The sequence below is a fragment of the Actinoallomurus sp. NBC_01490 genome (genome assembly GCF_036227085.1).
Classification (GTDB): domain Bacteria; phylum Actinomycetota; class Actinomycetes; order Streptosporangiales; family Streptosporangiaceae; genus Actinoallomurus; species Actinoallomurus oryzae.
In genome coordinates, this window is sequence record NZ_CP109433.1 from 3907644 (window position 1) to 3930789 (window position 23146).

General features: G+C 70.8%; 17 protein-coding genes, 1 tRNA gene and 1 pseudogene. 14 read left to right on the top strand and 5 right to left on the bottom strand.

Features of this window, described 5'->3' with window-relative positions; genetic code table 11:
* Positions 1-192: 192 nt before the first annotated feature.
* Together OG417_RS18770 and OG417_RS18775 are read left to right on the top strand one after the other, a co-directional pair.
* Positions 193-1917, top strand: a complete 1725-nt coding sequence (locus OG417_RS18770) for a hypothetical protein (protein WP_329257428.1) — start codon at positions 193-195, stop codon at positions 1915-1917.
* A gap of 91 nt (positions 1918-2008) precedes the next feature.
* Positions 2009-2548, top strand: a complete 540-nt coding sequence (locus tag OG417_RS18775) for a TIGR00730 family Rossman fold protein (protein ID WP_329257431.1) — start codon at positions 2009-2011, stop codon at positions 2546-2548.
* 22 nt (positions 2549-2570) lie between these two features.
* On the opposite strand, the gene OG417_RS18780 is transcribed toward OG417_RS18775, so the two are convergent.
* Positions 2571-3134 carry a TetR/AcrR family transcriptional regulator gene (locus tag OG417_RS18780; protein WP_329257434.1) on the bottom strand — a complete coding sequence of 188 codons (564 nt, stop codon included), beginning with the start codon at positions 3132-3134 and terminating at the stop codon, positions 2571-2573.
* Positions 3135-3222: 88 nt separating this feature from the next.
* Between OG417_RS18780 and OG417_RS18785 the strand changes: the two genes are divergently transcribed.
* A complete protein-coding gene (locus OG417_RS18785; RefSeq protein ID WP_329257437.1) occupies positions 3223-3657 on the top strand; it encodes a hypothetical protein in 435 nt (144 codons plus the stop codon).
* A gap of 25 nt (positions 3658-3682) precedes the next feature.
* Here OG417_RS18785 and OG417_RS18790 read toward each other — a convergent pair whose 3' ends face one another.
* Entirely contained in the window at positions 3683-4939 is a 1257-nt protein-coding gene (locus OG417_RS18790; protein ID WP_329257439.1) for an ABC transporter ATP-binding protein, read from the bottom strand.
* Between the two features lie 224 nt (positions 4940-5163).
* On the opposite strand from OG417_RS18790, the gene dnaG reads away from it, so the two are divergent.
* The 8 genes and pseudogenes from dnaG to OG417_RS18825 all read left to right on the top strand — a co-directional run bounded on the left by dnaG (position 5164) and on the right by OG417_RS18825 (position 15047).
* The gene (gene dnaG / locus OG417_RS18795; protein ID WP_329257441.1) at positions 5164-8001 is read left to right on the top strand and encodes a DNA primase; all 2838 of its coding nucleotides are present in this window, start codon (positions 5164-5166) and stop codon (positions 7999-8001) included.
* Positions 8002-8072: 71 nt separating this feature from the next.
* Positions 8073-9215, top strand: coding sequence for an RNA polymerase sigma factor RpoD (gene rpoD / locus OG417_RS18800; RefSeq protein WP_329262384.1), 1143 nt, complete (start codon positions 8073-8075; stop codon positions 9213-9215).
* A 240-nt stretch (positions 9216-9455) separates the two neighbouring features.
* Positions 9456-10577: an iron uptake system protein EfeO gene (gene efeO / locus OG417_RS18805; RefSeq protein WP_329257444.1), complete on the top strand. Its 1122-nt coding sequence runs from the start codon at positions 9456-9458 to the stop codon at positions 10575-10577.
* Positions 10574-11794, top strand: coding sequence for an iron uptake transporter deferrochelatase/peroxidase subunit (efeB, locus tag OG417_RS18810; RefSeq protein WP_329257448.1), 1221 nt, complete (start codon positions 10574-10576; stop codon positions 11792-11794). Before efeO ends, efeB begins: the two co-directional genes overlap by 4 nt.
* Positions 11795-11915: 121 nt before the next feature.
* Entirely contained in the window at positions 11916-12983 is a 1068-nt protein-coding gene (locus OG417_RS18815; protein WP_329257451.1) for a hypothetical protein, read from the top strand.
* 201 nt (positions 12984-13184) lie between these two features.
* Positions 13185-13931 (top strand): annotated as a pseudogene (locus OG417_RS54345) (MGH1-like glycoside hydrolase domain-containing protein); the annotation flags it as partial.
* 70 nt (positions 13932-14001) lie between these two features.
* Positions 14002-14466: an MGH1-like glycoside hydrolase domain-containing protein gene (locus tag OG417_RS18820; protein ID WP_329257453.1), complete on the top strand. Its 465-nt coding sequence runs from the start codon at positions 14002-14004 to the stop codon at positions 14464-14466.
* A 113-nt stretch (positions 14467-14579) separates the two neighbouring features.
* Complete coding sequence (locus OG417_RS18825) at positions 14580-15047, top strand: hypothetical protein (protein ID WP_329257456.1); 468 nt, start codon at positions 14580-14582, stop codon at positions 15045-15047.
* A gap of 526 nt (positions 15048-15573) precedes the next feature.
* Here OG417_RS18825 and OG417_RS18830 read toward each other — a convergent pair.
* Positions 15574-15834 carry a YtxH domain-containing protein gene (locus tag OG417_RS18830; RefSeq protein WP_329257458.1) on the bottom strand — a complete coding sequence of 87 codons (261 nt, stop codon included), beginning with the start codon at positions 15832-15834 and terminating at the stop codon, positions 15574-15576.
* A 132-nt stretch (positions 15835-15966) separates the two neighbouring features.
* Between OG417_RS18830 and OG417_RS18835 the strand changes: the two genes are divergently transcribed.
* Positions 15967-16039, top strand: a tRNA-Asn gene (locus OG417_RS18835).
* 683 nt (positions 16040-16722) lie between these two features.
* A complete protein-coding gene (sigE, locus tag OG417_RS18840) occupies positions 16723-17328 on the top strand; it encodes an RNA polymerase sigma factor SigE (protein WP_329257460.1) in 606 nt (201 codons plus the stop codon).
* Positions 17329-17941: 613 nt separating this feature from the next.
* On the opposite strand, the gene OG417_RS18845 is transcribed toward sigE, so the two are convergent.
* Positions 17942-19210 carry a sulfite oxidase gene (locus OG417_RS18845; protein ID WP_329257462.1) on the bottom strand — a complete coding sequence of 423 codons (1269 nt, stop codon included), beginning with the start codon at positions 19208-19210 and terminating at the stop codon, positions 17942-17944.
* A gap of 152 nt (positions 19211-19362) precedes the next feature.
* On the opposite strand from OG417_RS18845, the gene OG417_RS18850 reads away from it, so the two are divergent.
* Positions 19363-20760: an FAD-binding oxidoreductase gene (locus tag OG417_RS18850; RefSeq protein WP_442875753.1), complete on the top strand. Its 1398-nt coding sequence runs from the start codon at positions 19363-19365 to the stop codon at positions 20758-20760.
* A gap of 30 nt (positions 20761-20790) precedes the next feature.
* Here OG417_RS18850 and OG417_RS18855 read toward each other — a convergent pair whose 3' ends face one another.
* Positions 20791-23136 carry a GMC family oxidoreductase gene (locus tag OG417_RS18855; protein WP_329257468.1) on the bottom strand — a complete coding sequence of 782 codons (2346 nt, stop codon included), beginning with the start codon at positions 23134-23136 and terminating at the stop codon, positions 20791-20793.
* Between the last annotated feature and the right edge of the window lie 10 nt (positions 23137-23146).

The window sequence follows — 23146 nt, forward strand, 5'->3', positions numbered from 1 at the left end:
GGGCCGCCCGGCGACGTAACCGGAATTTCACGGGAGCAACAACGTCCGCTGGAACCGTGGAGGCGAACGCGCGGTCCAAGAACACGCCCCGGTGTCGATCCGCGACGCGGCCCGTTCCGATCGTGCCCCGGGAGCCCTCCCGGGCGATCGGTGATAAATCAGGACCGCACCCCTCGACCGTAAGGCTGCAGCATGAACTTCCTGAAGGCGCGGCTCCCCTTCCTCCTGCTCTGGTGGGCGTGGATGCCCGTGGGCGCGTTCCTGGTCTGGATCCTCCTCCGGTACGGGCTCTCCGGAATGGGGACGTGGTCGCAGTGGTGGCGGCTCACCGTCGTGCAGCGCATGTGGCTGCCCGGCGGCTCGCTGAGCCACGCCACCGGGCTGTTCTGGTTCTGGGTCGCCGTCGGCCTCATCGGCACCGCCGTCATCGCCGTCACCGGCGACGACGGTTATGCCACCGGGTTCCGCGCCTCGGTGCCCGTCGCCACCGTGGCCGTCATCGCCGCGATCGGCGTGCTGGTCGTGCCGTTCCTTCGGGTGGTCTGGGACAACGACAAGGACGAGGGCCGCTACTACAACCGGGCCACCACCTGGCACATCACCGACGGCGCGAACCCTCCCGCCTCGCTCGGCTACCTGATGCGCGGTGCCAAGCAGGGCGAGCGCGGATGCTCCTACCGCGGCGCCGCCGACGTACGGGGCTGCGTCCAGGTCGACAAGCTGTCCGGCATCGCCGCCTGGGAGGGCCGCACGTCCTCCTACGCCTCGGCCCAGCAGATGATGACCCACGCCGCCTCGCCCGCCCCGAAGGTCGACTTCTGGGAGGACACCCTCACCTACCTGTACGGGGCGCCCCCGAAACCCGGCGGCGACAGCGGGCCGGGCATCTGGACCGCGGTCCTCGACGGCTCCGGCAAGGCCACCCCGACCTACGGCATCGCGTCCTGGGACGGCGCCTCCAACACCGTCAAGGTCGCGTGCCGCTTCGCCCCGGGCGACTTCGACCGCGCCTTCCACGGCGCCCGCGGCAACAGCCTGCCCAACTGGCTCGGTGAGAAGTACCCCGACCTGCTGTGGGACGACGATGACGTCTGGGGCTACTGCCAGAACGGCAGGCCCGTCATCGTCATCCCGGTCAAGCGGCAGGTCGCGTTCAAGAACCGCAGCGTCATGACCGCCGCCGGCGTGCTGATCGTCACCGGTGACCACGGCGTCCACGCCGCCTACCGCCGTACGGTGCGAGCGGGGGACCTGCCCGGCCCCGCGTACCCCGAGAGCCTGACCGTGCTGCAGCGTAAGGCCACCGAGTGGGCCGCCGGCCGCAAGTGGAGGTCACGCGCGTCCTTCGGGTTCAAACCCACCGTCGACGACGTCCAGGGCAGCAACACCTCCGAGTACCTGCTCCGCGGTCCCGGCGACCACCTGTACTACGTCACCCCGCTGACGCCGAACGCCAGCAAGAGCCAGGCCTTCATCGCCTACGCCGTCGCCCCGGCCGACGCCGCGGCCGACGGCCGCCTCAACCCCATGGACCTGTACGTCCTGCCCGACGGCGACCCCAACGTGGCCAACCTCAACGCCCTCACGAACAAGGCGACCGACGCCGTACGCGGCGTCGACCCCACGTTCCTCAACACCGGCGGGCGCCTGGAGGAGTTCACCCCGCTCGGCGGCGACATGTGGCGCGTGTACGGGGTCCGGCGCGGGCTGACGGAGTTCTACGTCGACCTGTCCATCACCGGGCGCACCAGCCCGCGCACGGTGAACGTCTCCAGCACGCCCAACCCGGGCGGGAAGACCACCCCGACCGTGTCCGGCTGCGGGAAGCCACCGGCCCAGCTGTCCAACAAGGAACTCGCGAACTGCATCGGCGCCCTCGGCGACGAGCTGCGCCGCAGGAACGGATCCACGCCCTGAGCGGACCGGGTCCCTCCGGGCGAATATCCACAGCATGAGAGGACATGTCTCATCATTCGGCCGATCGCCCGGTGGGCCGTACGGTGTCCGCATGAACATCTGCGTCTTCCTCTCCGCCGCCGACCTTTCCGAGACCTACACGCGACCCGCCCGTGAGCTGGCGGAACTCATCGGAAAGGGCGGGCACACCCTGGTCTGGGGCGGCTCCGACACGGGCCTGATGAAGGTCGTGGCGGACGGGGTGCACCGGTCCGGCGGACGGCTCATGGGAGTCTCGGTGAGCTTCCTGGTCGACAAGGTGCGGCCCGGCGTGGACGACATGGTCGTCGCGCGGGACCTGGCCGAGCGCAAGAGGCTGCTGCTGGAGAAGGCCGACGCGGTAGTGATCATGGTGGGCGGCACCGGAACGCTGGACGAGGCGACCGAGATCCTGGAGCTGAAGAAACACGGGCAGACCGACAAGCCGCTGGTGCTGCTGAACAGCGCGGGCTTCTACGACGGCCTGAAGGAGCAGTTCCGGCGCATGGAGGACGAGGGTTTTCTGCCGTGCCCCCTCTCGAGCCTGGTCTTCTTCGCCGAGGAGCCGGCGGGCGTCATGGCCTACCTCGAGGAGTCCCAGGGCGTGCGCTGAAGACCGCTGACCGGCATCGCCGTCAGCCCGCCGCGCGGCCCACGAGAGAGTGCAGCCCGGCGCGCAGGCGCCCGGTGCTCATCCGCTGGTCGGCGCGCAGGTAGTCGACGACGTCGGCGCGCAGCGCGGTGAACACGACGTGGGCCAGGTAGCCCGCGTCGGCGGTGGGCTCGGCGGCGCCGATCCGGCGGGTCAGTTCCTCCACCCAGAACCGGCTCGCCGGGTTCGCGTAGTAGGCGTCGGGGCGGCTGTGCTCCAGCGCGCGGATGAGCGTCCGGTTGGCGAGGACGAAGTCGAACAGGGCGTCCACGTACGCGTGCAGTGCCTCGCCGGCCGCTCCGCCGGGACCGAGCGGCGGGTCGCCGGTCGTCACCGCGTCCCGCAGCGCCGCGACCCGAGGCGCGAGCACGGCCTCGACGACCCCCTCCACGCTGCCGAAACGCCGCAGGACGGTGGCCTTGCCGACGCCGGCGGCCTCGGCGATCCGCGCGAGGGTCACCCGGCCGGCGTCGTCGCGGCGGTACAGGGCGTCGGCGGCGTCGAGCACCGCGGCGCGGTTGCGGGCGGCGTCGGCGCGTTCCGTCACGGCGGCCCTCCCTCGCTTGCCCAACCGGTCCGGCGGACCGTATCGTACGCCACGGCAAAGTGGTCCGACGGACCGGTTAGGGGTCGCCATGGATGAGGCCGCACGGAAGATGATCGAACACCTCCGCGCACGGCCGGTGGAGCCGTACGCCGACGGCAGGCCGGTGGCGCGGGTGATCGATGTGGTGGGACGCCGCAGTGGCGCGCCGAGACCGTTCGGCGTCAACGTGACCGCCCTCGACGGCCGCCTGTACGTGTGCTCGGCGACCCGGGCGCGCGACTGGGTGCGCAACCTGGTCGCCGCCGGCCGCTGCCGCGTCGAACGCGACGGCCCGGGAGGCGCCGACACCGAACGCAGGCCGGTGATGGTCGAGGGCCACGAGGCCGCGCGCGTCCTGGCGACCTACCTGCCCCAGGTGGAGTACCGCGACCCGCTGCTGCCGTTCGCCCCGGAAGCGCCGGTCGAGGAGATCCTGCCCCACGTCGGCCGCGCCGCCGTACTGCGCCTGGACCCGGTGACCTGACCGCGCGCCGGTCGTGCCGGAAGCGTCAGCGATCGACCTTGTCGACGCGGCGGCCGTCCTCGCCGAACAGGAGCATCCGCTCGGTGTCGACCGACAGGCGTACGGTGTCGCCCGCCGCGATGCCCGACCGGCTCTCCAGGCGGAAGACCAGGTCGGACCGGCGGTGGGTGCCGCCGTGGGAGACCGGGTGGACCGGGGCCTCCTCGGACGTGAGTCCCGTCGTCCGCAGCAGCCGGCGCAGCACGCTCTCCCGGCCCGCCTCCTGAGTCTGCTGTGGCTGGTCGTCGCGGAACGCCTCCGCGTCGACGAGCACCACGCCCGCCTCGACGTGCGCCAGCCACTCGTGGCCGTGGAACTCCAGCGCCCGCACCCGCCCGGAGATCAGACCGTCCGGGTCCGGGCGCATCGCGTCGGCGCGGATGCCGACCGTGACGGACGATCCGTGCTGCGACACGAGCGCGGTGGCCCGCGAGTCGGACCAGGGGAGGCTCAGCCGCTGGTCGCCGATGCCCAGGACGACGCCGTCGTTCTGGTCGGCGCGCACCGTCGCGCGGACGAGGTTGATCGGCGGGGCGCTGAGGAACGCCGCGGTGAACATCGTCGCCGGGTCGTCGTACACCTGCTGCGGCGTGCCGACGTCCTCCAGGACGCCGCGGCGCAGGATCGCGACACGGTCGGCGAGCGTCAGCGCCTCGGTCTGGTCGTGCGTGACGTACAGCGTGGTCACGCCGAGGGAGCGTACGAGCGCGCCGATCTCCATGCGGAGCTCGGTGCGCAGGCCCGCGTCCAGGTTGGACAGCGGCTCGTCCATCAGGAAGATCCCGGGCTGGCGGATCAGCGCCCGGCCCATCGCCACCCGCTGCCGCTGACCGCCGGACAGGGTCGAGGGGAGCCGGTGAAGGGTCTCCTCGATGCCGAGCGCGCGCGACAGTTCGACGATCCGCGCCTGGGAGTCGGCGTCGTTCTCGCCCGCGACCTCCAAAGGAAACGAGATATTGCCGCGGACGCTTCGATGGGGGTAAAGGGCGCCGTTCTGGAAGACCATCGCCAGATTCCGCTCGCGCGGCGGAAGATGGTTGGCGAGCGCTCCGCTGAGCCACAGACTGCCCGAGGTGATCTCTTCCAGCCCGGCGACCATCCGCAGGATCGTCGACTTCCCGCATCCGGAGGGTCCGAGCAGGACGAACAGCTCGCCGTCGGGTACGCGCAGGGTCAGGTCGCGGACCGCGTGGAAGCCGTCCGGATAGACCTTGTTCACCGCGTCCAGAACGACCTCGGTCATCGCTAACGACACCTCATGCTCACCGCGACGGCCGTGAATGGCCGACCGTCACGTGCGGGATTGCGTCGCCGGGGTCCCCGTGCACCCGATGACAAGAGCCGGCGGAATCCGTTATGGCCCACCGAAGTTGAGCCAGTACACCTCGTAAGTCCGTGATTTGTCCAGTGGTCGCGAATAGTGGGGCGCGGGGCTCACGTGCGGCACCGCGCGACTAGACTGCCGACGTGGCAGGCCGGATCCGTGATGAGGACATCGCACTCGTACGCGAGCGGTCACCGATCGACGCCGTCGTGGGGGAGTACGTCCAGCTCCGCAACGCCGGAGGCGGGGCCCTGAAGGGCCTCTGCCCGTTCCACGACGAGAAGTCCCCGTCCTTCAACGTCTCAAACGGCCTCTGGCACTGCCTCGCCGGCGAGACGCGCGTGCTCACCTGGGAGGGGCTGCGCCCGATCCGCGAGCTGGCGGGCGGCACTCACCGCATCCTCGGGCGCGACGCCCAGTGGCACGACGCCCCGTTCTACTCGTTCGGCGTCCAACCGCTCATGCGCATCGTTCTCGGGCGAAACGGTCAGCGGAAGGAGATCTACGCCACCGCCGAGCACCGCTGGTTCGTCCGGGCGGGCAAGAAGCGCGACTGGCACCGCGAGCTGACGACCCGCGACCTGAAGCCGGACCATCGCCTCGCGTACGTCTTCCCGGGCTCTCGCGTCAAGCAGACGACGCCCTCACCGTTCGGTATCGCGCATGGGATCACTTTCGGCGACGGAACACTCAACGGCACCGGAAGTATGGCGACTCTCGACACGATCAAAGACCACCAGTTGCTGAAGTGGTTTCCGCTCAGTCACGTGACGGTGGGGTCCGGTGGGGTGAACGAATGGCGTGGTCAGCTTCTGGTTCATCACCTGCCCAGGTTCTTCAGAGAGCTCCCATCGCTGGACGAATCAAGGCCATACCTCTACGGGTGGCTTGCCGGCTACGTCGCCGCAGACGGGCATGTGGCCAAGGACGGTACGGTCATGTTGCACTGTGCCGATCGGGAGGTCCTGGAGTACGTCCGTGCCCTCTGCGCGCGTCTGGGGATCGGCACGTACGGCATCACTGAGCAGGTCAGGGAGGGGTTCCCCGGCAGGGAGCCCAGTTCAATCTTCCGGATCCACTTCGTCAACGACGACTTGACCGACGACTTCTTCCTCATCGATGAGCACCGCTTCCGGTTCCAGTCCGCAGCGAAGAAGTTCGCGCGGCGCGGTTGGGTGGTCAAGTCCGTGGAAGAGACCGACCGGGTCGAAGAAGTCTTCTGTGCCGTTGTCGACGAGGGTCATGCTTTTGTCCTCGAAGACAACATTTTGACTGGCAACTGTTTCGGCTGTGGAGAGGGCGGCGACGCGATCGCCTTCGTTCAGAAGATCGACCATTTGTCGTTCGCCGAGGCGATCGAGCGGCTCGCGGCCAAGGCGGGGGTTCAGCTTCGTTACACCGAGGGCGGATACGTTCCCGGGCGGCAGAAGGGGGAGCGGACCCGGCTGGTCGAGGCGCACCGGGCCGCGGCCGAGTTCTACGCCGAGCGGCTGCTCACCCCGGCCGCCGAGATCGGGCGGCGGTTCCTGGCCGAGCGCGGGTTCGGGCGTGAGGAGGCCGAGCGGTTCGGCGTCGGTTACGCCCCGAACGAATGGGAGGCGCTCGTACGCCACCTGCGCGGGCGCGGCTTCAGCGACAAGGAGCTGATCACCGGCGGGCTGGCGAGCCAGGGGCGGCGTGGGCCGATCGACCGGTTCCGCGGGCGGCTGATCTGGCCGATCCGCGACCTCACGGGAGACGTCGTCGGGTTCGGCGCGCGGCGGCTCGAGGAACGCGACGACGGCCCCAAGTACCTCAACACCCCCGAAACGCCGCTGTTCAAGAAGGGGTCGGTGCTGTACGGCGCCGACCTGGCCAAAAAGGAGATCGCCCGGCGGCGGCAGGCGGTCATCGTCGAGGGCTACACCGACGTCATGGCCTGCCACCTGGCCGGGGTCGGCACCGCGATCGCCACCTCCGGCACGTCGTTCGGCGACGAGCACATCAAGATCCTGCGCCGGCTCCTCATGGACCAGGACGAGGCGAGCGGCGAGGTCATCTTCACCTTCGACGGCGACGCGGCCGGGCAGAAGGCCGCGCTGCGGGCGTTCGAGTCCGAGCACAAGTTCGCCGCCCAGACGTTCGTGGCCGTGCAGCCGGACGGGCTCGATCCCTGCGACCTGCGCATGAAGCACGGTGACGCCGCCGTGCGCGACCTGGTCGCCTCGCGGGTGCCGCTGTTCCGGTTCGCCATCCGCGCGACGATCGAGAAGTACGACCTCGACACGACCGAGGGGCGGCTGGCCGCGATCGACGCCGCCGCGCCGATCATCGCGGGCATCCGTGACCGCGGCATGCGCGACCGGTACGCCATCGACCTGGACAAGTGGACCGGCTTCCTGGACGAGCAGTTCGTGCTGCGCCGGGTCCGCGAGCACGCCTCGCGCCGGCGCGGCGACTCACGGGGCCGCCGGGCGGTCGCCGAGGTTCCGGAGGCTCCCGCGCCGCCGGCCGCCCCGGCGTACGACCCGAACGACCCGATCGTCCGGGTCGAGCGGGAGACCCTGAAGCTCGCGGTGCAGCGGCCGGCGCTGCTCGGGCCCGGCTTCGACGCCGTCGCGCCGGACGCGATGCTCGTTCCCGGCCACGCGGCGGTCTGCCGGCTGATCGCCGAGCTCGGGGGCACCGCCGCCGCGACCGGACCGGAATGGGCCGGCCGGCTGCGGGACGCCGCGCCGAATGACGAGGTCAGAGCCCTGGTCACGAGTCTCGCCGTGGAACCGCTGCGCTACAACGGACTTCCGGACGACCGATACGCCCAATCGCAGCTGTCCAGATTGCAGGAAGTGCAGGTAACGCGCGAGATCGCCAAGTTGCAGTCCAAACTAGGACGGCTGAATCCGGTCGAGCACGGCGAGGAGCATCGCCGCCTGTTCGGCGATCTCATGGCCCTTGAACAGCAGAGACACAAGTTGCGCGAGCGTGGAATCGGTTCGTTGTGAGGGAAGTGACCGAAAAATAGGTCCCCCGTTACGCGGGCACCTTGACGCACACTGTCATCGTGGGCCCTTCAGTGCTGCCAAGCGAGACGCCGTCGGTTGAGCAGGTGGCGGACCTCGTCGCACGCGGCAGAGAGCGCGGAATCACAGTCGACGACGTGGCTGCCGCGCTCGACCGCTCTGACCTTCCGGCCGACTCGGTGGACCGAGTCGTCCGGATTCTGGGAGAGCAGGGTGTCGAAGTCCTCGAGTCCAGCAGCGCGCACGAGGACTCGGCGCGCGTCGACGGAGACGATGTCTCCCGTCGCGCGCCGACGAGCGACCTGGTCCGTATCTACCTGCGAGAGATCGGCCGCGTGCCGCTACTCACGGCAGAAGAGGAAGTCGAACTCGCGAAATCGATCGAGGCGGGGCTGTTCGCCGAGGAGAAGGTGGCCGGTGCGGCCATCCTTCTTCCCGGTGAACGCGACGACCTCGAACAGCTCGCCCGCGACGGAGTCCGGGCGAAGCAACGACTCATCGAGGCCAACCTGCGTCTGGTGGTGTCCATCGCCAAGCGCTACGTCGGCCGCGGAATGCTGTTCCTCGACCTGATCCAGGAGGGAAATCTCGGCCTGATACGTGCCGTCGAGAAATTCGACTACACCAAGGGGTACAAGTTCTCGACCTACGCGACCTGGTGGATCCGCCAGGCGATCACGCGGGCGATCGCCGACCAGGCGCGGACCATCCGGATTCCGGTCCACATGGTGGAGACCATCAACAAGCTGGTGCGGGTGCAGCGCCAGCTCCACCAGGACCTCGGTCGCGAACCGACCCCCGAGGAGATCGGCACGGAGATGGGCCTTTCCCCCGAACGGGTCATCGAGATTCAGCGCGTCGCCCAGGAACCCGTGTCCCTGCAGTCGCCGATCGGGGAGGAAGACTCCGACCTCGGCGACTTCATCGAGGACGCGGACGCCGTGGTGCCCATCGAGGCCGCGGCGTTCATCCTGCTCCAGGACCAGCTCGACGGCATCCTCGGGTCGCTGTCGGACCGTGAGCAGCGGATCATCCAGCTGCGTTTCGGCCTGACGGACGGTCACCCGCGGACGCTGGAGGAGGTCGGCCGGGAGTTCGGGGTGACGCGGGAACGCATCCGGCAGATCGAGTCCAAGACGCTGGCGAAGCTGCGCCATCCGACGCGCGCCCAGATGCTCCGGGAGTACCTGGAGTAACGCGCGAGTTCGTCCTGCGGCCGTGCGCGGCCGAACGACACCCCCGGCCGCCCTTCCTCCGAGGGCGGCCGGGGGTGTTCTGTGAGGTAGTGGGGGTGCTTATCCTCTTTCATGGGTCCGGTTTCCGGGGAAATGGTGAGCAAGCTCGCACCTGGTCTTCAGTCGCACGGCTTGACGAACGGAGGTTAGGTGAGGCTAAGTTAGGCAGACCTAACCCATTTTTCTCACGCTGGAGACCCCATGCGCCCTGCCCACCTGATCGCCACCGCGGGGGCGGTCATCGCCTCGCTGTCCCTGCTGTCGGCGTGCGGGAAGGACGACGCGTCGGGCGGCAAGAGCGGCGCGATCGAGGTCACCGCCACCGACTCCTCGTGCGAGGTCGGCGCCAAGAGCGGCGCGGCCGGGGCCACCACCTTCAAGGTCACCAACAAGGGTTCCCAGGTCAACGAGCTGGAGATCCTCGCGCCCGACGGCAAGATCGTCTCTGAGCGGGAGAACATCGGCCCGGGCACCGGCGCGGAGATCACCGTCACGCTCACCGCGGGCACGTACAAGGTCCTGTGCAGCGCCGGGATGACCGGCAAGGGGCCCTCCCAGACCTTCACCGTCACCGGCAAGGGCAAGGCGGCCGACCCGCGCCTGGACGCCGCCGTCGCCTCGTACCGCACCTACGTCGGTGAGCAGGTCGACGACACCCTCGCCAAGGCCAAGAAGTTCGCCGCGTCGGTGTCCAAGGGCGACATCGCCGGCGCCAAGGCGGAGTTCGCGCCCTCGCGCGTCGGCTGGGAGCGCATCGAGCCGGTGGCCGAGTCCTTCGGCGACATCGACCCGAAGGTCGACACTCGCGAGGCCGATCTCAAGCAGGGCGACAAGTGGACCGGCTGGCACCAGATCGAAAAGGCGCTCTGGAAGACCAAGTCGCTCAAGGGCGAGGGCCCGTACGCCGACCAGCTCGTCAAGGACCTGGAGACGCTGAAGACCCGCGTCGGCACCGCGTCGATCACCGCCACGTCGATGGCCAACGGCGCCAAGGAGCTGCTCGACGAGGTGGCCACCGGCAAGATCACGGGTGAGGAGGACACCTTCTCCCACACCGACCTGAGCGACTTCAAGGCCAATGTCGACGGGGCGCAGAAGGCCTTCGAGCTGCTCAAGCCGGTCGTGCAGGAGCGGGACGCCGGGCTGGCCTCCGACCTGACCGACGAGTTCGCCAAGGTGCAGAAGCTGCTGACCAAATACGAGAAGGGCGACGGGTACGTCTCCTACGACACCGTCGGCAAGGACCAGCGCAAGGAGCTGTCGGACGAGGTGAACGCCCTGGCCGAGCCGCTGTCCAAGCTCGCGGGGGTGGTCGCCAAGTGACCGAGGTCTCCAGACGACGGCTGTTCGCCTACTCGGGTGCGACGCTGGCCGCGGGCGCCGCGGCCGGCGCCGGCCTGGTCAGCGTCGCCCAGGCCGTCGAGCAGCCCGCCGACGACGGAGCGGTGCCGTTCTACGGGGCCCACCAGAGCGGCATCGCCACGCCCGTGCAGGACCGCCTGCACTTCGCCGCCTTCGACGTCGTCACCGACGATCGCGACCGCCTGATCCGCATGCTCAAGGAGTGGACCGCGGCCGGCGCCGCGCTGACCGCCGGGCGTCCATACGGCTCGGCCGCGGGTGGCCTGCCGGAGTCGCCGCCCGACGACACCGGGGAGGCCCTGGGCCTGCCCCCGTCGCGCCTCACCCTCACCGTCGGCTTCGGCCCCACGCTGTTCGAGAAGGACGGCAAGGACCGGTTCGGCCTCAAGGCGCGGCGTCCGGCCGCCCTCGCCGACCTGCCGCACTTCCCGGGCGACGCTCTGGACCCCGACCGCAGCGGCGGCGACATCTGCGTCCAGGCCTGCGCCGACGACCCGCAGGTGGCGGTGCACGCGATCCGCAACCTGGCGCGGATCGGGTTCGGTGTCGTCGCGGTGCGCTGGTCCCAGCTGGGCTTCGGCAAGACCTCCTCCACGACGCCGGACCAGCAGACGCCGCGCAACATGTTCGGCTTCAAGGACGGCACCCGCAACATCTCCGGCGACGACCACAAGGCGCTCGACGAGCACGTCTGGGCCTCGGCCAAAGACGGCACGCCCTGGATGGCCGGCGGGTCCTACGTCGTCGTCCGCCGCATCCGCATGCACATCGAGACCTGGGACCGCACCTCGCTCAAGGAGCAACAGGACACCTTCGGCCGCACCAAGGGCGAGGGCAACCCGTACGGTGCCGAGCACGAGCACGATCCGGTGCCGCTCGCCAAGCTGCCGGCCGACTCGCACGTACGCCTCGCCCACCCCGACAGCAACGGCGGCGTACGGATCCTGCGCCGCGGCTACTCGTTCACCGACGGCAGCGACGGGCTGGGCCGTCTCGACGCCGGCCTGTTCTTCATCGCCTACCAGCGGGACCCGCGCAAGCAGTTCGTCGCGCTGCAGAACAGGCTCGCCGGCAACGACCACATGAACGAGTACATCGAGCACGTCGGCTCCGGCGTCTTCGCCTGCCCGCCGGGCCCGCGCAAGGGCGGCTACTGGGGCGAGACGCTCTTCGCGTAGGACCCGCCCGGGGCGCGGTCGGCCGGGGTGCCGGCCGCGCGCGTCCCGGCTCTGCCTGGACGTGCCGCGTGTCCGAAAACCGGTCGAACCGGGCCGACCGCGTCGCTCACAATCGGACGGTATGGGCCATCGCGCGAACTACGTCATCGTGGAACAGGGCGAACATCGGATCCACTACTCCCAGTTCGGGGCGCTCTCCCTGGCGTCCGCCCCGTTGACGGGTCCGGAGGGGCTGCGGTCGTTCATCCTTTCGACGGAGCGGCGCGACCAGCCGACCGATGACGTCTGGTGTGAGGGCTCCCTGGTGCTGGACCTGGACGCCCGGACGCTGCTGTTCTGGAGCGAGCACTGCCCGGCCGGGGTGAACCTCGAAGTGCGCCGGGCGCTGCTGCGGCTGGTCGGCGAACGGTGGCCGGAGTGGAACATCCGCTGGGCGGTCCGCGGACACGCCGACGTGCTCGCCTACCTGGGCCTTGACGCCGAGGGGCTGATCGCCGTCCCCGAGCCGGCGGAGGAACTGACGGTCGACCAGGTCACGGCCACGCTCAACCAGGGCACCCTGCTCATGGGGGCGCGGACGAGCCTCCAGGACCAGCGGCGCCAGATCACCGAGGGCGATCCGGACCCCTACTACCTGGACGCCGAGACGATCCTGACGGTCCGTTTCTCCGACGGCCAGGTCCGGGACTTCAGCACCCTGTGGTCGATCGACCGCGTGATGACCGTGGGCGCGGATCTGGTGACGGCGCTGCGGTCCGCGCCCGGCACCACTCTGCCCCGGGTGGAGCACGTCCGCGGCGGGGCCCTGATCGACGTCGCGGCCCGTACGGTGACGGCCTGGCCTCTGCCGCACCCGGGGCCGGGTGCGGCGGAGCACTGGCCCGGCTGGCGGGTGACCTGGTCCGACCTCGGGCTCCCGGGCCAGGTCGCGGCGACCGGCCGCGACCCGGCCGCGGTGGCGCAGACTCCCGCGCACCTGGTGCGTGAGGCCGCCGACCTGGTGGGCGCGGCCGATCGGGTAACGCAGGTGCAGCAGTCCCTGCTGGAGGATCTGGCCGATCTGCGTGCCGCCGGAGCAGAGATCGTCAAGGAGTTCCGGCCCACCCGGTTCCCTTCGGAGCCGGCCGACGAACGGGCGGAACTGCTGGCCCGGCTGGTCGAGCTGCGCCGAGCCGGCGCCCCGGGGTGAGCCTGTGCGGAGCCGGCGCTCCGGCGTGAGCTCGTCGCGACGCCCGGCAGGGACGTCATCCGTCGGGGGCCCGACAGCCGCGACCGGCGCCGGGAAACGACGGCAGGCGGCCCCTTCTCCTCCATTTCCGGGACTTTGGGCGGATCGGGCATCGCCGACGGTGCGGGCGTTCCGTACGCTGTGATAATGGGGCTGCGGCTCATGGGTGACGAGGCGACCGTCTGGGCGGCCGCCGCACGCGTGCTCGACGCGAACTGGACCGGCACGGCCACGGTTCCCTCGCCCGGGCTCTACCCGCACCAGTGGAGCTGGGACTCGGCCTTCGTCAGCCTGGGGCTGGCCCGGCACCGGCCCGAGCGGGCCCGGGTCGAGCTGCTGTCGGTGTTCCGCGGGCAGTGGGCGACCGGCCTCGTGCCGCACATCGTGTTCAGCTCCGGCGTGGCGGGCAACGCCTTCTTCCCGGGGCCGGAGTTCTGGCGCAGCCGCGCCCAGCCGGACGCCCCGCGCGGCGTGGAGACCTCCGGGCTGGCCCAGCCGCCGTTGCAGGCGCTCGCCGCGCTGCGGCTCGCGCAGGGCCCCGGCTCCGGCGCGGGCGAGCACCGGGCGTTCCTGACGCGGCTGTACCCGCGGCTCGCCGCCCAGCACGCCTACCTCGAACGCGAGCGCGACGTCGCCGGGTTCGGGCTGGTCAGCCTCTGCCATCCATGGGAGTCCGGGCTGGAGAACAGCCCGGCCTGGGACCGGCCGCTCCAGGCCGTGGAGCCGCCCCTGTCGCCGTACGCGCGGGAGCAGAGCGCCGACGGCGCCGTCGCCGACCGGCACGTGTCGCTCGTACGGTCGATGCGCGACGCCGGGTACCGGGCGGAGTACCTGCGCGACGATCACCCGTTCGTCGTGGAGGATCCGCTGTTCAACGCGGTCCTTCTCGCCTCGACCCACGCTCTGGCCGAGGTCGCCGAGCTCGCCGGCGCCGACCCGGGCCCGCACCGCGAGGCCGCGCAGCGGATTCCATGGCGCGATGGTCGACCGGCTGTGGGACGGCGGGTGCTTCCGCGCCCGCGACGTCCGTACGGACGAGCTCATTCCCGCCGCGACGATCTCCGGGTTCGTGCCGCTGCTGGACCCGGAGCTGCCCGCGGCGATCGTACGGAGCCTGGCCGACCTGCTGCTGTCCGCGCGGTTCGCCGGCGCGACGGGCTATCCGGTGCCGACCTGCGACGTCCAGTCGGCGGTGTTCGACCGCGGGGCGTACTGGCGCGGCCCGACCTGGGTGAACACGAACTGGCTCGTGTGGCTCGGCGCGGTCACCCACCACCTGGACGCGGTCGCGGACCTGCTGCTGGGCTCGACCCTGCGCCTCGTACGCCAGTCGGGGTTTCGCGAGTGCTTCGACCCGTTCGACGGCACCGGCCGTGGCAGCCACGACTTCAGCTGGTCCGCCGCGCTCGTCCTCGACCTGCTCGGCTCGCGGCGATGCCCATGACGTGGCGCCGCCGCCCCCGTCGAGCGGGACTCCGCTCGACGGGGGCGGCGGGATCGGCGTGGATCGCCGCTCGCGCCGGTAATGGGACGTCCATGGGGCGGTAGCGTGATCGCATGCGACTGACACGGCGGCGGAACCTGCCCGACGGCCTGACCCTCGGCAGGGGAGAACGGGTTCTGGCGGTCAGCGGCGAGACGGTCGCGACCGACGCCGCGCTGCACTTCCAGGACGGCGCCGGATTCACCCGCCTGCCGTGGGAACGCGTCGAGCAGGCCGCGTGGAGGGACGGCGTCCTCGTCGTACGCGAGGTCGGCGGCGCGCGGCACTCCGTCCACCTGTCCGAACCCGGCTCGGTCCCGGAGGCGGTACGCGAACGGGTCACCGCGACGGTCGTGGTGAGCACCCACGTGAAGCTGCCCGGCGGTGGCGGCGTCCGCATCGCCGCCCGGCGCCCGGCGAAAGGCGGCGGCGAGCCCCGCTGGACACTCGTCTTCGACCCGGGCCTGGACCCTTCCGACCCGGGCCTGCTCGCCCAGGCCGAGCAGGCGATGGAGGAGATCCGCCGCCAGACGGGCCTGTGAGCCTCCCTGACCGCCGGCGGCGGTCGGCGGGCGCCTCGGTGTGCCCCGGGTGATCTTCATGGGCTCAGCGGGGGCGCGGCGGCCGTACCGGCGTGAAGCGGGCCGGTAGAGGCCTGCGGCCGACTGCATCGGTCCTCTTCTTCGAGCCCGCCCGGGGCGGGGCCGTGCTCCGGTCCGTGCCGCGTCCGCCGGATCGGGCGATGGTGGGCCGGGCCGGTACCCCGCGCCGGGTCCCACCCGGGCGTCTCTGATCAGCTCAGCGATCCGTGGTGCCGCTCAAGGATGTGAGCCGATCGCCTTCGTGTCCGGGTGCCGAACGGCGGCAGCCGGCAGCCCTCGTGGCACGTCCCTCCGGACGCTGGTCGGTGGGGTCTCGGACCCCACCGAGGAGGGCGCCCGACGTCGCAGGGACGCCGGGCGTGCGCGTGACGGTCCGCCACAGGACCGCTACGGATCGCCGATCCGACCGGTGGGCCTGCCGGATCAGGAACGACCGGGTGGGGTCCACCGGCCGGGTGGCTTCGGGTCAGCTGATGCCGGCGGTGTCCTGGCGATCCCGGTGCATGCCGGGAACCCTGTCGTACACCTTGTCGCCCACCTTCTGCCGGGCCGTGCCGGCCAGCTCGCCGGCCCGGGCGCGCAGGATGCCGGCGGCCTCCTGGACGGTGGGGTTCTCCGCGACACGCCGGGAGAGCCGCTTGATCTGCTCGTAGCGCTCTCGTCCCGCGTGTGTACCCAGCACGTATCCGACGGCTGCTCCCGTGAGGAACCCAAAGCGATACTTCATGGCCATCTCCTCTGCCGGTCGAGTTAGACATACCCCCCGTCCGCTCTGACAGTCGGGGAGGAAACGAGCACCCCTGGAATACGCTAACCTTGGAAGCCGTCGGGACGACCGCACGAAGCGGCCGTCGCGCGATCCTCCGTAGCTCAATTGGCAGAGCAGCCGGCTGTTAACCGGCAGGTTACTGGTTCGAGTCCAGTCGGGGGAGCCGAGGCGGGTCAGGCTGCTCGCCACCCTTCTGGGGTGGCTTCGCCTGGGCCCGCTTGTGTTTTTCCAGGGGGGCGACCCCCTGGAACCCCCGATGCGGGGCTGTGCCCCGCGCCCCCTCCGGTGGTTGCTCGCCGTTTTCGGCTCTTCGGGTTGGCCTCTGCGTCTGTGGGGCTTGGGTGGTCTGCGTGGGATTTTCGATGTGGGTTCGTGGTGCGGTGGGTTCTGCGGTGGTTGGTGGGTTGTCCAGGTCGTGACATTGGGTTGTCGTCGCGGTGGTCTTCTGGTGGCTTTCGTGGCTGTCGGCAGCGGGTTGGTTCTGGGATTCGCCGGGGTTTCTGGCATGGGGTTCGTTTGCCTGGGTACGTCGTTGCCTTGGTTTGCTCGAGTGTCGAGGCGCTCTTGTGTCAAAGTTCGATCACGAGTCGGTGAACCTTTTGCGGACTCCGGGCGTATCAAGGAGTGGTGAGGATGTGCGTGCCTCTACTTCCAGAGGATGAAGCGGCGGGTGCCCCTCTCCGCCCCGCGGTGGACGAGGTGCCACCCAAGACCCGTCTGACGGGCGACGTTCGAGGAGGTGCGCGCTGCCATGCTTGAGATCGTGAGACGGGATCGGCGGCCTTACATCGCTCTTACCTCCCACCCGCAAGACTCTGAAATACACACCACTCTCGGGGGTGACAGGTGAAGGTTGACTCGGCGGCATGGACGCCGCCCAGCTGGGACGGGATCGTGCGTGAACACTCCGCGCGCGTCTACCGCCTGGCGTACCGGCTGACCGGAAACCAGCACGACGCCGAGGACCTCACGCAGGAGGTCTTCGTCCGGGTGTTCCGTTCTCTGTCGAACTACACACCCGGCACGTTCGAGGGCTGGTTGCACCGCATCACGACCAACCTGTTCCTCGATCAGGTCCGCCGCAAGCAGCGCATCCGCTTCGAAGGTCTCGCCGACGACGCGGCCGAGCGGCTGCGCGGCCGTGAGCCCAGCCCGGCGCAGGCGTACGACGACCAGCATCTCGACGGCGACATCCAGACGGCACTCGACGCCCTCGCTCCGGAATACCGCGCGGCGGTGGTCCTGTGCGACATCGAGGGCCTGTCGTACGAGGAGATCGCCGCGACCCTGGGCGTCAAGATGGGCACCGTGCGCAGCCGCATCCACCGCGGTCGCGCCCAGCTCCGCGCCGCGCTCGAGCACCGGGCTCCGGAGGTCCGCAGCAGCACCCCCCGGCGCAAGCCCCGCCGCGTCGGCCGGCTGCGCACCAACCCCGCCTTCACAACGTCCTGACGCCACGCGGGCATACTCGCCCGTCGCCGGTTCGCCGGTTCTGTGAGGGGCACCCTCACCCGGGCCTGGCATGGTGCGGGGTCCCCTCACAACCGCGGGTCTCAGCCCCGCGGCCGGTGGACGTACGAACGTGCCGGGGATCGGCACCCACGCTTGGGTCTCGGCGTCCCCTCACTGGAGCGTGGGTTTGCCGCTTCGGTGGGTCGCCGCGCACCGCGCCGGCGTCCGGTTGGTCAGCGCCTGCACGCCACCGCGCGGCAGTCGCCGTCCCGCCACGAGCAGCGCGCCGGCTTCGTGCCATGGAGAGCCGGCCGTTGAGCAGATCATGGCCGGACGCCAGGTCTTTCTCGGCGGCAAGACTCAGCCGTTGCCGTTGCCGTTGCCGTTGCCGTTGCCGTTGCCGTTCGGCGTTCTGCCACCCAGAACCCCATCGAGTCCCAAGGCGTCTGTCCGCAGGCGCGGCGCGACCGGCGGTCCGGCGGGCCGTGACGCGGGCAGCCGCGAACCTGGAGGGGTGCGGTGTGCGGCTCGGCGTTCCGCCCGCGGCGGCGGTCGGCGGGGTTTCGATGTGGGTGCTGGTGGGCTCGGTGGTGTCGCCGGTCGTTTTCGCGGCTCAGGACACTGTGACCGGGTGCCTCACCACCGCGTCGAAGAGATAGCCGAGCGTGTTGTAACGGGCGGTGTCCGGCTGGGTCGTTCCCGTGGTGTCCGTCGCACGGGCGAGCAGGGTGTGCGGGCCGGTGCCGTCGGGGTGCCATGGGAACTCCCAGCGGAGCCACCCGCCGGGTCTGCCCGGCCCGTGCGTGCGGGCCTGTCGCCAGTTCGCGCCGCCGTCCGTGCTCACCTCCACCTGGCGGACCGCTCCGTGGCCGGACCACGACCGGCCGTGGAGCACGGTCGTACGGCCCGCGCTCAGTGTCGCGTCCCACGGTAGCTCGAAGGCGCTCTTGATCACCTGGCGCGTCAGCGGCGCGCTGCCCTCGGGAGGATAGTCGGGGCCGAACAGGCGGTAGTACTGCGTGTTCCACGGGGAGAACAGCGGGGCGTCGGACACCTCGATGTCGCCGACCCATTTGATCGAGGAGATGCCCACCCATGAGGGCACCACCACGCGTACCGGGAAGCCGTGGTCGGGTGGCAGGGGCCGGCCGTTCATCTCGTATGCGAGCAGCACGTCGTCCAGGGCCTTGGCGACCGGGATCGGGCGGCGTACCCGTCCGTGGTTCGTGCCCGCGTCGACGTAGTCGGCGTCCAGGCCGCGCGGCATGACGTCGACGGCGTGTCTCGTCAGGCCGGCGCGTTCGAGCACGACCGACAGCGGAACGCCGCGCCAGCGTGCGACGCCGACGGCACCGAGTTTCCACGCGGTGCCACTGACCTGCTGGTTCTGCTGAGTGGTGTAGAAGCCGCGGCCGTTGCCGGTGCACTCGATGAACGCGCTGATCTCCCGGGACGGCAGGCCGAGCAGGTCCTCGTAGGAGAACGTGACGGCGCGGTCGAGCGTGGGGGAGCCGTGCAGGCCGCTGCCGAAGAGCCGCAGCCGCCAGCTCCGTACGTCGATCAGCGGCGTGCTGGTGTGGTCGCGGACGAAGAACCGGTCGATCGGGGTGTGGTAACCCTGGCCGCGCATCGCCTCCCAGCGCATCTCGGCATTGCTGCCGTGGACGACGAACAGCTCGGGCGGCAGTGGTTTGACGATCGGCCCGGTGGCGGCGGCCGCCGATCGCGAGGCCGCCGCCGGACGCGGTGCCATGCCGCCGACCGCCGCACCGAGGCCCACGGTGGCCGACATACGGAACAGGGCTCGGCGGGACATCGTGTTCCGTGCCCGCCACTGCGTCGCGCGCAGCCGGTCGTAGTCGGCCTCATTTTTCAAGTCCATGCCGGTGGTCCCCACTATGTAGTCTTTGTCGACCGAAATAGTAGGATTGTCGGCGGCCGTGCGCCAGGGGATCGGCCGCTTGTGGTCCCGTTGCGAAGTGGCGCCCGCCCAGGTTCGGGGTCGGTCCAATAAGGTGTCCACTTATGGCGGTGATGTCCGAAGAAGTGGTGGCCGAGCTGGAACGTGCGCTGCCCGCCGGGCGGTTGGTCCGGGACGCCGACGTGTTGGCGTCATATGCGCACGATGAGGCGGAATGGGCGCCGTACGGCCGGCCGGCGGCGCTGGTGCGGCCACGCGAGACGGCCGACGTCCGTGAGGTGGTGGCCCGCTGCGCCGCACGCGGGGTTCCGGTCGTCGCCCGGGGAGCGGGTACCGGGCTCTCCGGAGGGGCCAACGCTCTCGACGGATGCGTGGTCGTCTCCTTCGAGGCGATGAACGCCGTGCTGAAGATCGACAAGGACGAGCGGCTCGCCGTCGTGCAGCCCGGGGTCGTGAACGACGACCTGCGGAGCGCGTGCGCCGAGCACGGGCTGTGGTACCCGCCGGACCCGGCGAGCGCGCCGTGGTCGACGATCGGCGGCAACGTCGCGACGAACGCGGGCGGGCTGTGCTGCGTGAAGTACGGCGTCACACGTGACTACGTGCTGGGCCTGGAGGCGGTCGTCGGGCGCGGTGACGTCGTACGCCTCGGACGGCGGACGGCGAAGGGAGTGGCCGGGTACGACCTGGCCGGGCTGATGGTCGGCTCCGAGGGCACGCTCGGGATCATCACCGAGATCACCGTACGGCTGCGGGGAATGCGGGCGGCCGAGCGTACGGTCGTCGGGTACTTCGACTCGCTGGTCGCCGCGGGCGAGGCCGTGGCCGCGGTGGCCGCCGCCGGCATCGTACCGAGCGCGCTCGAACTGATCGACCGGCACTGCCTGCGCGCGGTGGACGAGTGGCGCAACATGGGGCTCGCGGACGGCGGGGACGTGCTCCTGCTCGGCCGGTGCGACGCTCCGGGCCAGGCCGGTGAGGAGGAGGCCGACGCGATGCTGGGCTGCTTCGAGTCGGCGGGCGCGACGTGGACCACCCGGTCGACGGACGCGGAGGAGGCCGAGGCGCTGTTCGCCGCCCGCCGCCTCGCGTACCCAGCGGTCGAACGCCTCGGCCCGGTGCTCACCGAGGACATCTGCGTGCCGAAGATGCTGGTCCCGGAGATGCTGGCACGCATCGAACGCATCGCCGCCGAACACGACATCCACATCGCCAACGTCGCCCACGCCGGCGACGGCAACCTGCACCCCCTGATGATCACCCCCTCGGACGACGACGCCGCGCGTGTGCGCGCCCAGGCGGCGTTCGAGCGGATCGTCGACGAGGCGATCGGCCTCGGCGGCACGGTCACCGGCGAACACGGCGTCGGCCTGCTGAAGCGCCGTGGCCTGGAGGAGGAGGCCGGTCCCGTGGTCCTCGACATGCACCGCGCGATCAAGCAGGCCCTCGACCCGGCGGGCATCTTCAATCCCGGCAAGGTCTTCGCCGTCGAGCCGTCGACGGCCCGCTGAGCTCCCGGTCCTCCTCTTCGCCGACAGGACCTAAACGGTCGGGCGGTAGAGGTCCCAGAGCTCGCCGAGGAAGAAGCCGGCGAAGCGTTCGAGGGCGCTCAGGCCGTGCGGGCCGGTGGTGTGGAACGTCGTCAGCTGGCGGGCGAAGTCTTCCACGCTCAGGTGCAGGATGCCGGCGCCCGCGATGGCGGCCTCGTCGTCACCGCCGTCCGGGATGTGGCCCTCCAGCAGGCGGAAGTAGAGGGTGGTCGTGTCGGGCCAGACCCGGCTCGCCGGGTGGTGGCGGATGTCCTTCCAGCCTGAAAGGGTGCGGGGCCGGTTCTTGTCGTCGGTGAAGTGCAGGCGGTATCGCATCAGGCGGCGATCCGGTGCGTCTCCCGGCGAGAACAGGTTGAACCAGCCCCGCTCGACTTGACGCCGGCCCCCGCAGCCGGCGGCGTCAATCCATCCCTCGGCCTGAGCGGTGTGCTCGGGCTCCTTCAAGAAACGCTCCACGTCGTCGACCGTGATGGTCAGCCGGAAACCGAGCGTGCGCCCGGCCTCCCGTCCGGCTGCCTCTCCGGCTCCCGGAGCGTTCTCCCCGTCGGTGTAGAACCCCTTCATCTCCTCGGTGAACGACAGCGACGTGCGATCCGGGGAACCCCCAGGTTTCTCCGGCTCGCGCGCCCTGCCGTTCACCGTCCCCCCGACCGGGCTCACGCGAGCGTGGCCGGTCGTCTCGAGCAGGCGGGTGGACATGCGGTCCGCCAGCGCCGCGATGGTCAGTGACGGGTTGGCGCCCACCGAGCCCGGCAGCGCCGCCCCGTCGGCGATGTAGAGGCCCGGATGGCCGTACACCTCACCCCACGGGTCGCAGACCCCCTCGCCCGGATGGCGGCCCATCGGGGCGCCGCCCAGCGGGTGTACGGTCACGATCCGCTTGCGGAACCAGATCGGGTTGTCGGCGTAGCGTGCGCCCAGCACGTGGGCGATGCGCTGCATCGTGGCCCGGATCCGGGTGAAGTACGCGTCGCTGGTCTCGGCGCTCCAGCGGATGTCGAGATCGCCGCCCCGCAGCCGGAGCACGCCGTCGGGCACGTCGCGGCCCATGCCCAGCAGCGGCAGCGAGCTGACCGACAACGCCCCGTCGCCGATCAGCTCCGACAGCTCCTTGGAGGTGCGGGTCTCCGGCGCGTGGGAGATGAACCCGCGGAACCGCTCGAACAGCATCCGGACCACGCGGGCGATCTCGTGCGTGACGTCGGCCTCCTCGACGATCCAGTCGACGAAGGACGGGTAGCCGCCGTCCTGGATGTAGGCGCCGCGGCCGGTGGCGCCGTCGACCTCGTCGGGCAGCCGGATCGTGCTGGTGATGACCGGCCCGCGGCTCGCGTCGAGCGGGCGGATGCGGGCGCGGTCCTTGGCCCGGAGCAGGAACGTGAGCAGGTCGCCGTTGCCGGAGAACCGGGTGCCCAGCGCCTGGCTCAGCCCGGGGAACCGCTCCCGGTCGCGCAGCAGGAGGTAGGAGGTGCCGTAGGTGCCGGCGGCCAGCACCAGGCGGTCGCAGGAGATGGTGTGCAGCGGCAGCTTACGGGCCTTCTCCTGCGGGTCGTGCACGACGTAGTCGACCTCGTAGCCGCCCTCCGGGCGCGGCCGGATCGACCGCACCTCGTGCAGCGTGCGCAGGTCGGCGCCGTGGTGCTTGGCGGCGGACAGGTAGGTGTGGTCGAGGCTGTTCTTGGACCCGTCGTTGCAGCCGATGTTGCACTCGCCGCACAACCGGCAGGAGACGCGCGGCGCGCCGTGCAGGTTGCCGTACGGCCGGTCGGCCAGCGGCAGGCCCAGGCCCGGCGCGGCCCCCGGCTCGGGCGCGAAGCTGACCGCCAGCGGCGGCAGCTGCCAGTCGAGCCCGAGCTCGGCCGCGGCGTCCTGCATCGCGTGCGTCTTGGGCGTGGAGGCGAACGCGGGATGGTCCAGAGGGTACGGCGTGGCACCGAGCATGGCCTCGACCGCGTCGTAGTGCGGGTCGAGCTCGGCCCGGCTCACCGGCCAGCATTCGTACCCGCCGTCGGGCAGCGCCTCCTCCTTGACGAACCAGTGCTCGTCCTTGCGCAGCAGGACGTTGGCGTAGATCAGCGAACCGCCGCCCAGCCCGCTGGAGACGACCGAGTCGAACCCGCTGAAGCTCCACACGTCGAACAGGCCGTAGAGCTGCTCGGCAGGGTCCCAGAACGCCCGGCTCATCTCGGCCGGCGTACGGGCGAAGCTGCCGGGCGGGTAGTCACGGCCCCGCTCCAGCACCACCACGGACTTACCGGCCTCCGCCAGCCGGTAGGCCGCGACGGAGCCCCCGAAACCCGAGCCGACGACGACCGCGTCGGCGTGCTCGGCCGTCACGAGTGCTCCT

Coding starts and splice junctions, on each gene's coding strand:
- OG417_RS18770 (WP_329257428.1), top strand. CDS start 193: ATGAACTTCCTGAAGGCGCGGCTCCCCTTCCTCCTGCTCTGGTGGGCG.
- OG417_RS18775 (WP_329257431.1), top strand. CDS start 2,009: ATGAACATCTGCGTCTTCCTCTCCGCCGCCGACCTTTCCGAGACCTAC.
- OG417_RS18785 (WP_329257437.1), top strand. CDS start 3,223: ATGGATGAGGCCGCACGGAAGATGATCGAACACCTCCGCGCACGGCCG.
- OG417_RS18790 (WP_329257439.1), bottom strand. CDS start 4,939: ATGACCGAGGTCGTTCTGGACGCGGTGAACAAGGTCTATCCGGACGGC.
- efeO (WP_329257444.1), top strand. CDS start 9,456: ATGCGCCCTGCCCACCTGATCGCCACCGCGGGGGCGGTCATCGCCTCG.
- OG417_RS18815 (WP_329257451.1), top strand. CDS start 11,916: ATGGGCCATCGCGCGAACTACGTCATCGTGGAACAGGGCGAACATCGG.
- OG417_RS18820 (WP_329257453.1), top strand. CDS start 14,002: ATGGTCGACCGGCTGTGGGACGGCGGGTGCTTCCGCGCCCGCGACGTC.
- OG417_RS18825 (WP_329257456.1), top strand. CDS start 14,580: ATGCGACTGACACGGCGGCGGAACCTGCCCGACGGCCTGACCCTCGGC.
- OG417_RS18830 (WP_329257458.1), bottom strand. CDS start 15,834: ATGAAGTATCGCTTTGGGTTCCTCACGGGAGCAGCCGTCGGATACGTG.
- OG417_RS18845 (WP_329257462.1), bottom strand. CDS start 19,210: ATGGACTTGAAAAATGAGGCCGACTACGACCGGCTGCGCGCGACGCAG.
- OG417_RS18850 (WP_442875753.1), top strand. CDS start 19,363: ATGTCCGAAGAAGTGGTGGCCGAGCTGGAACGTGCGCTGCCCGCCGGG.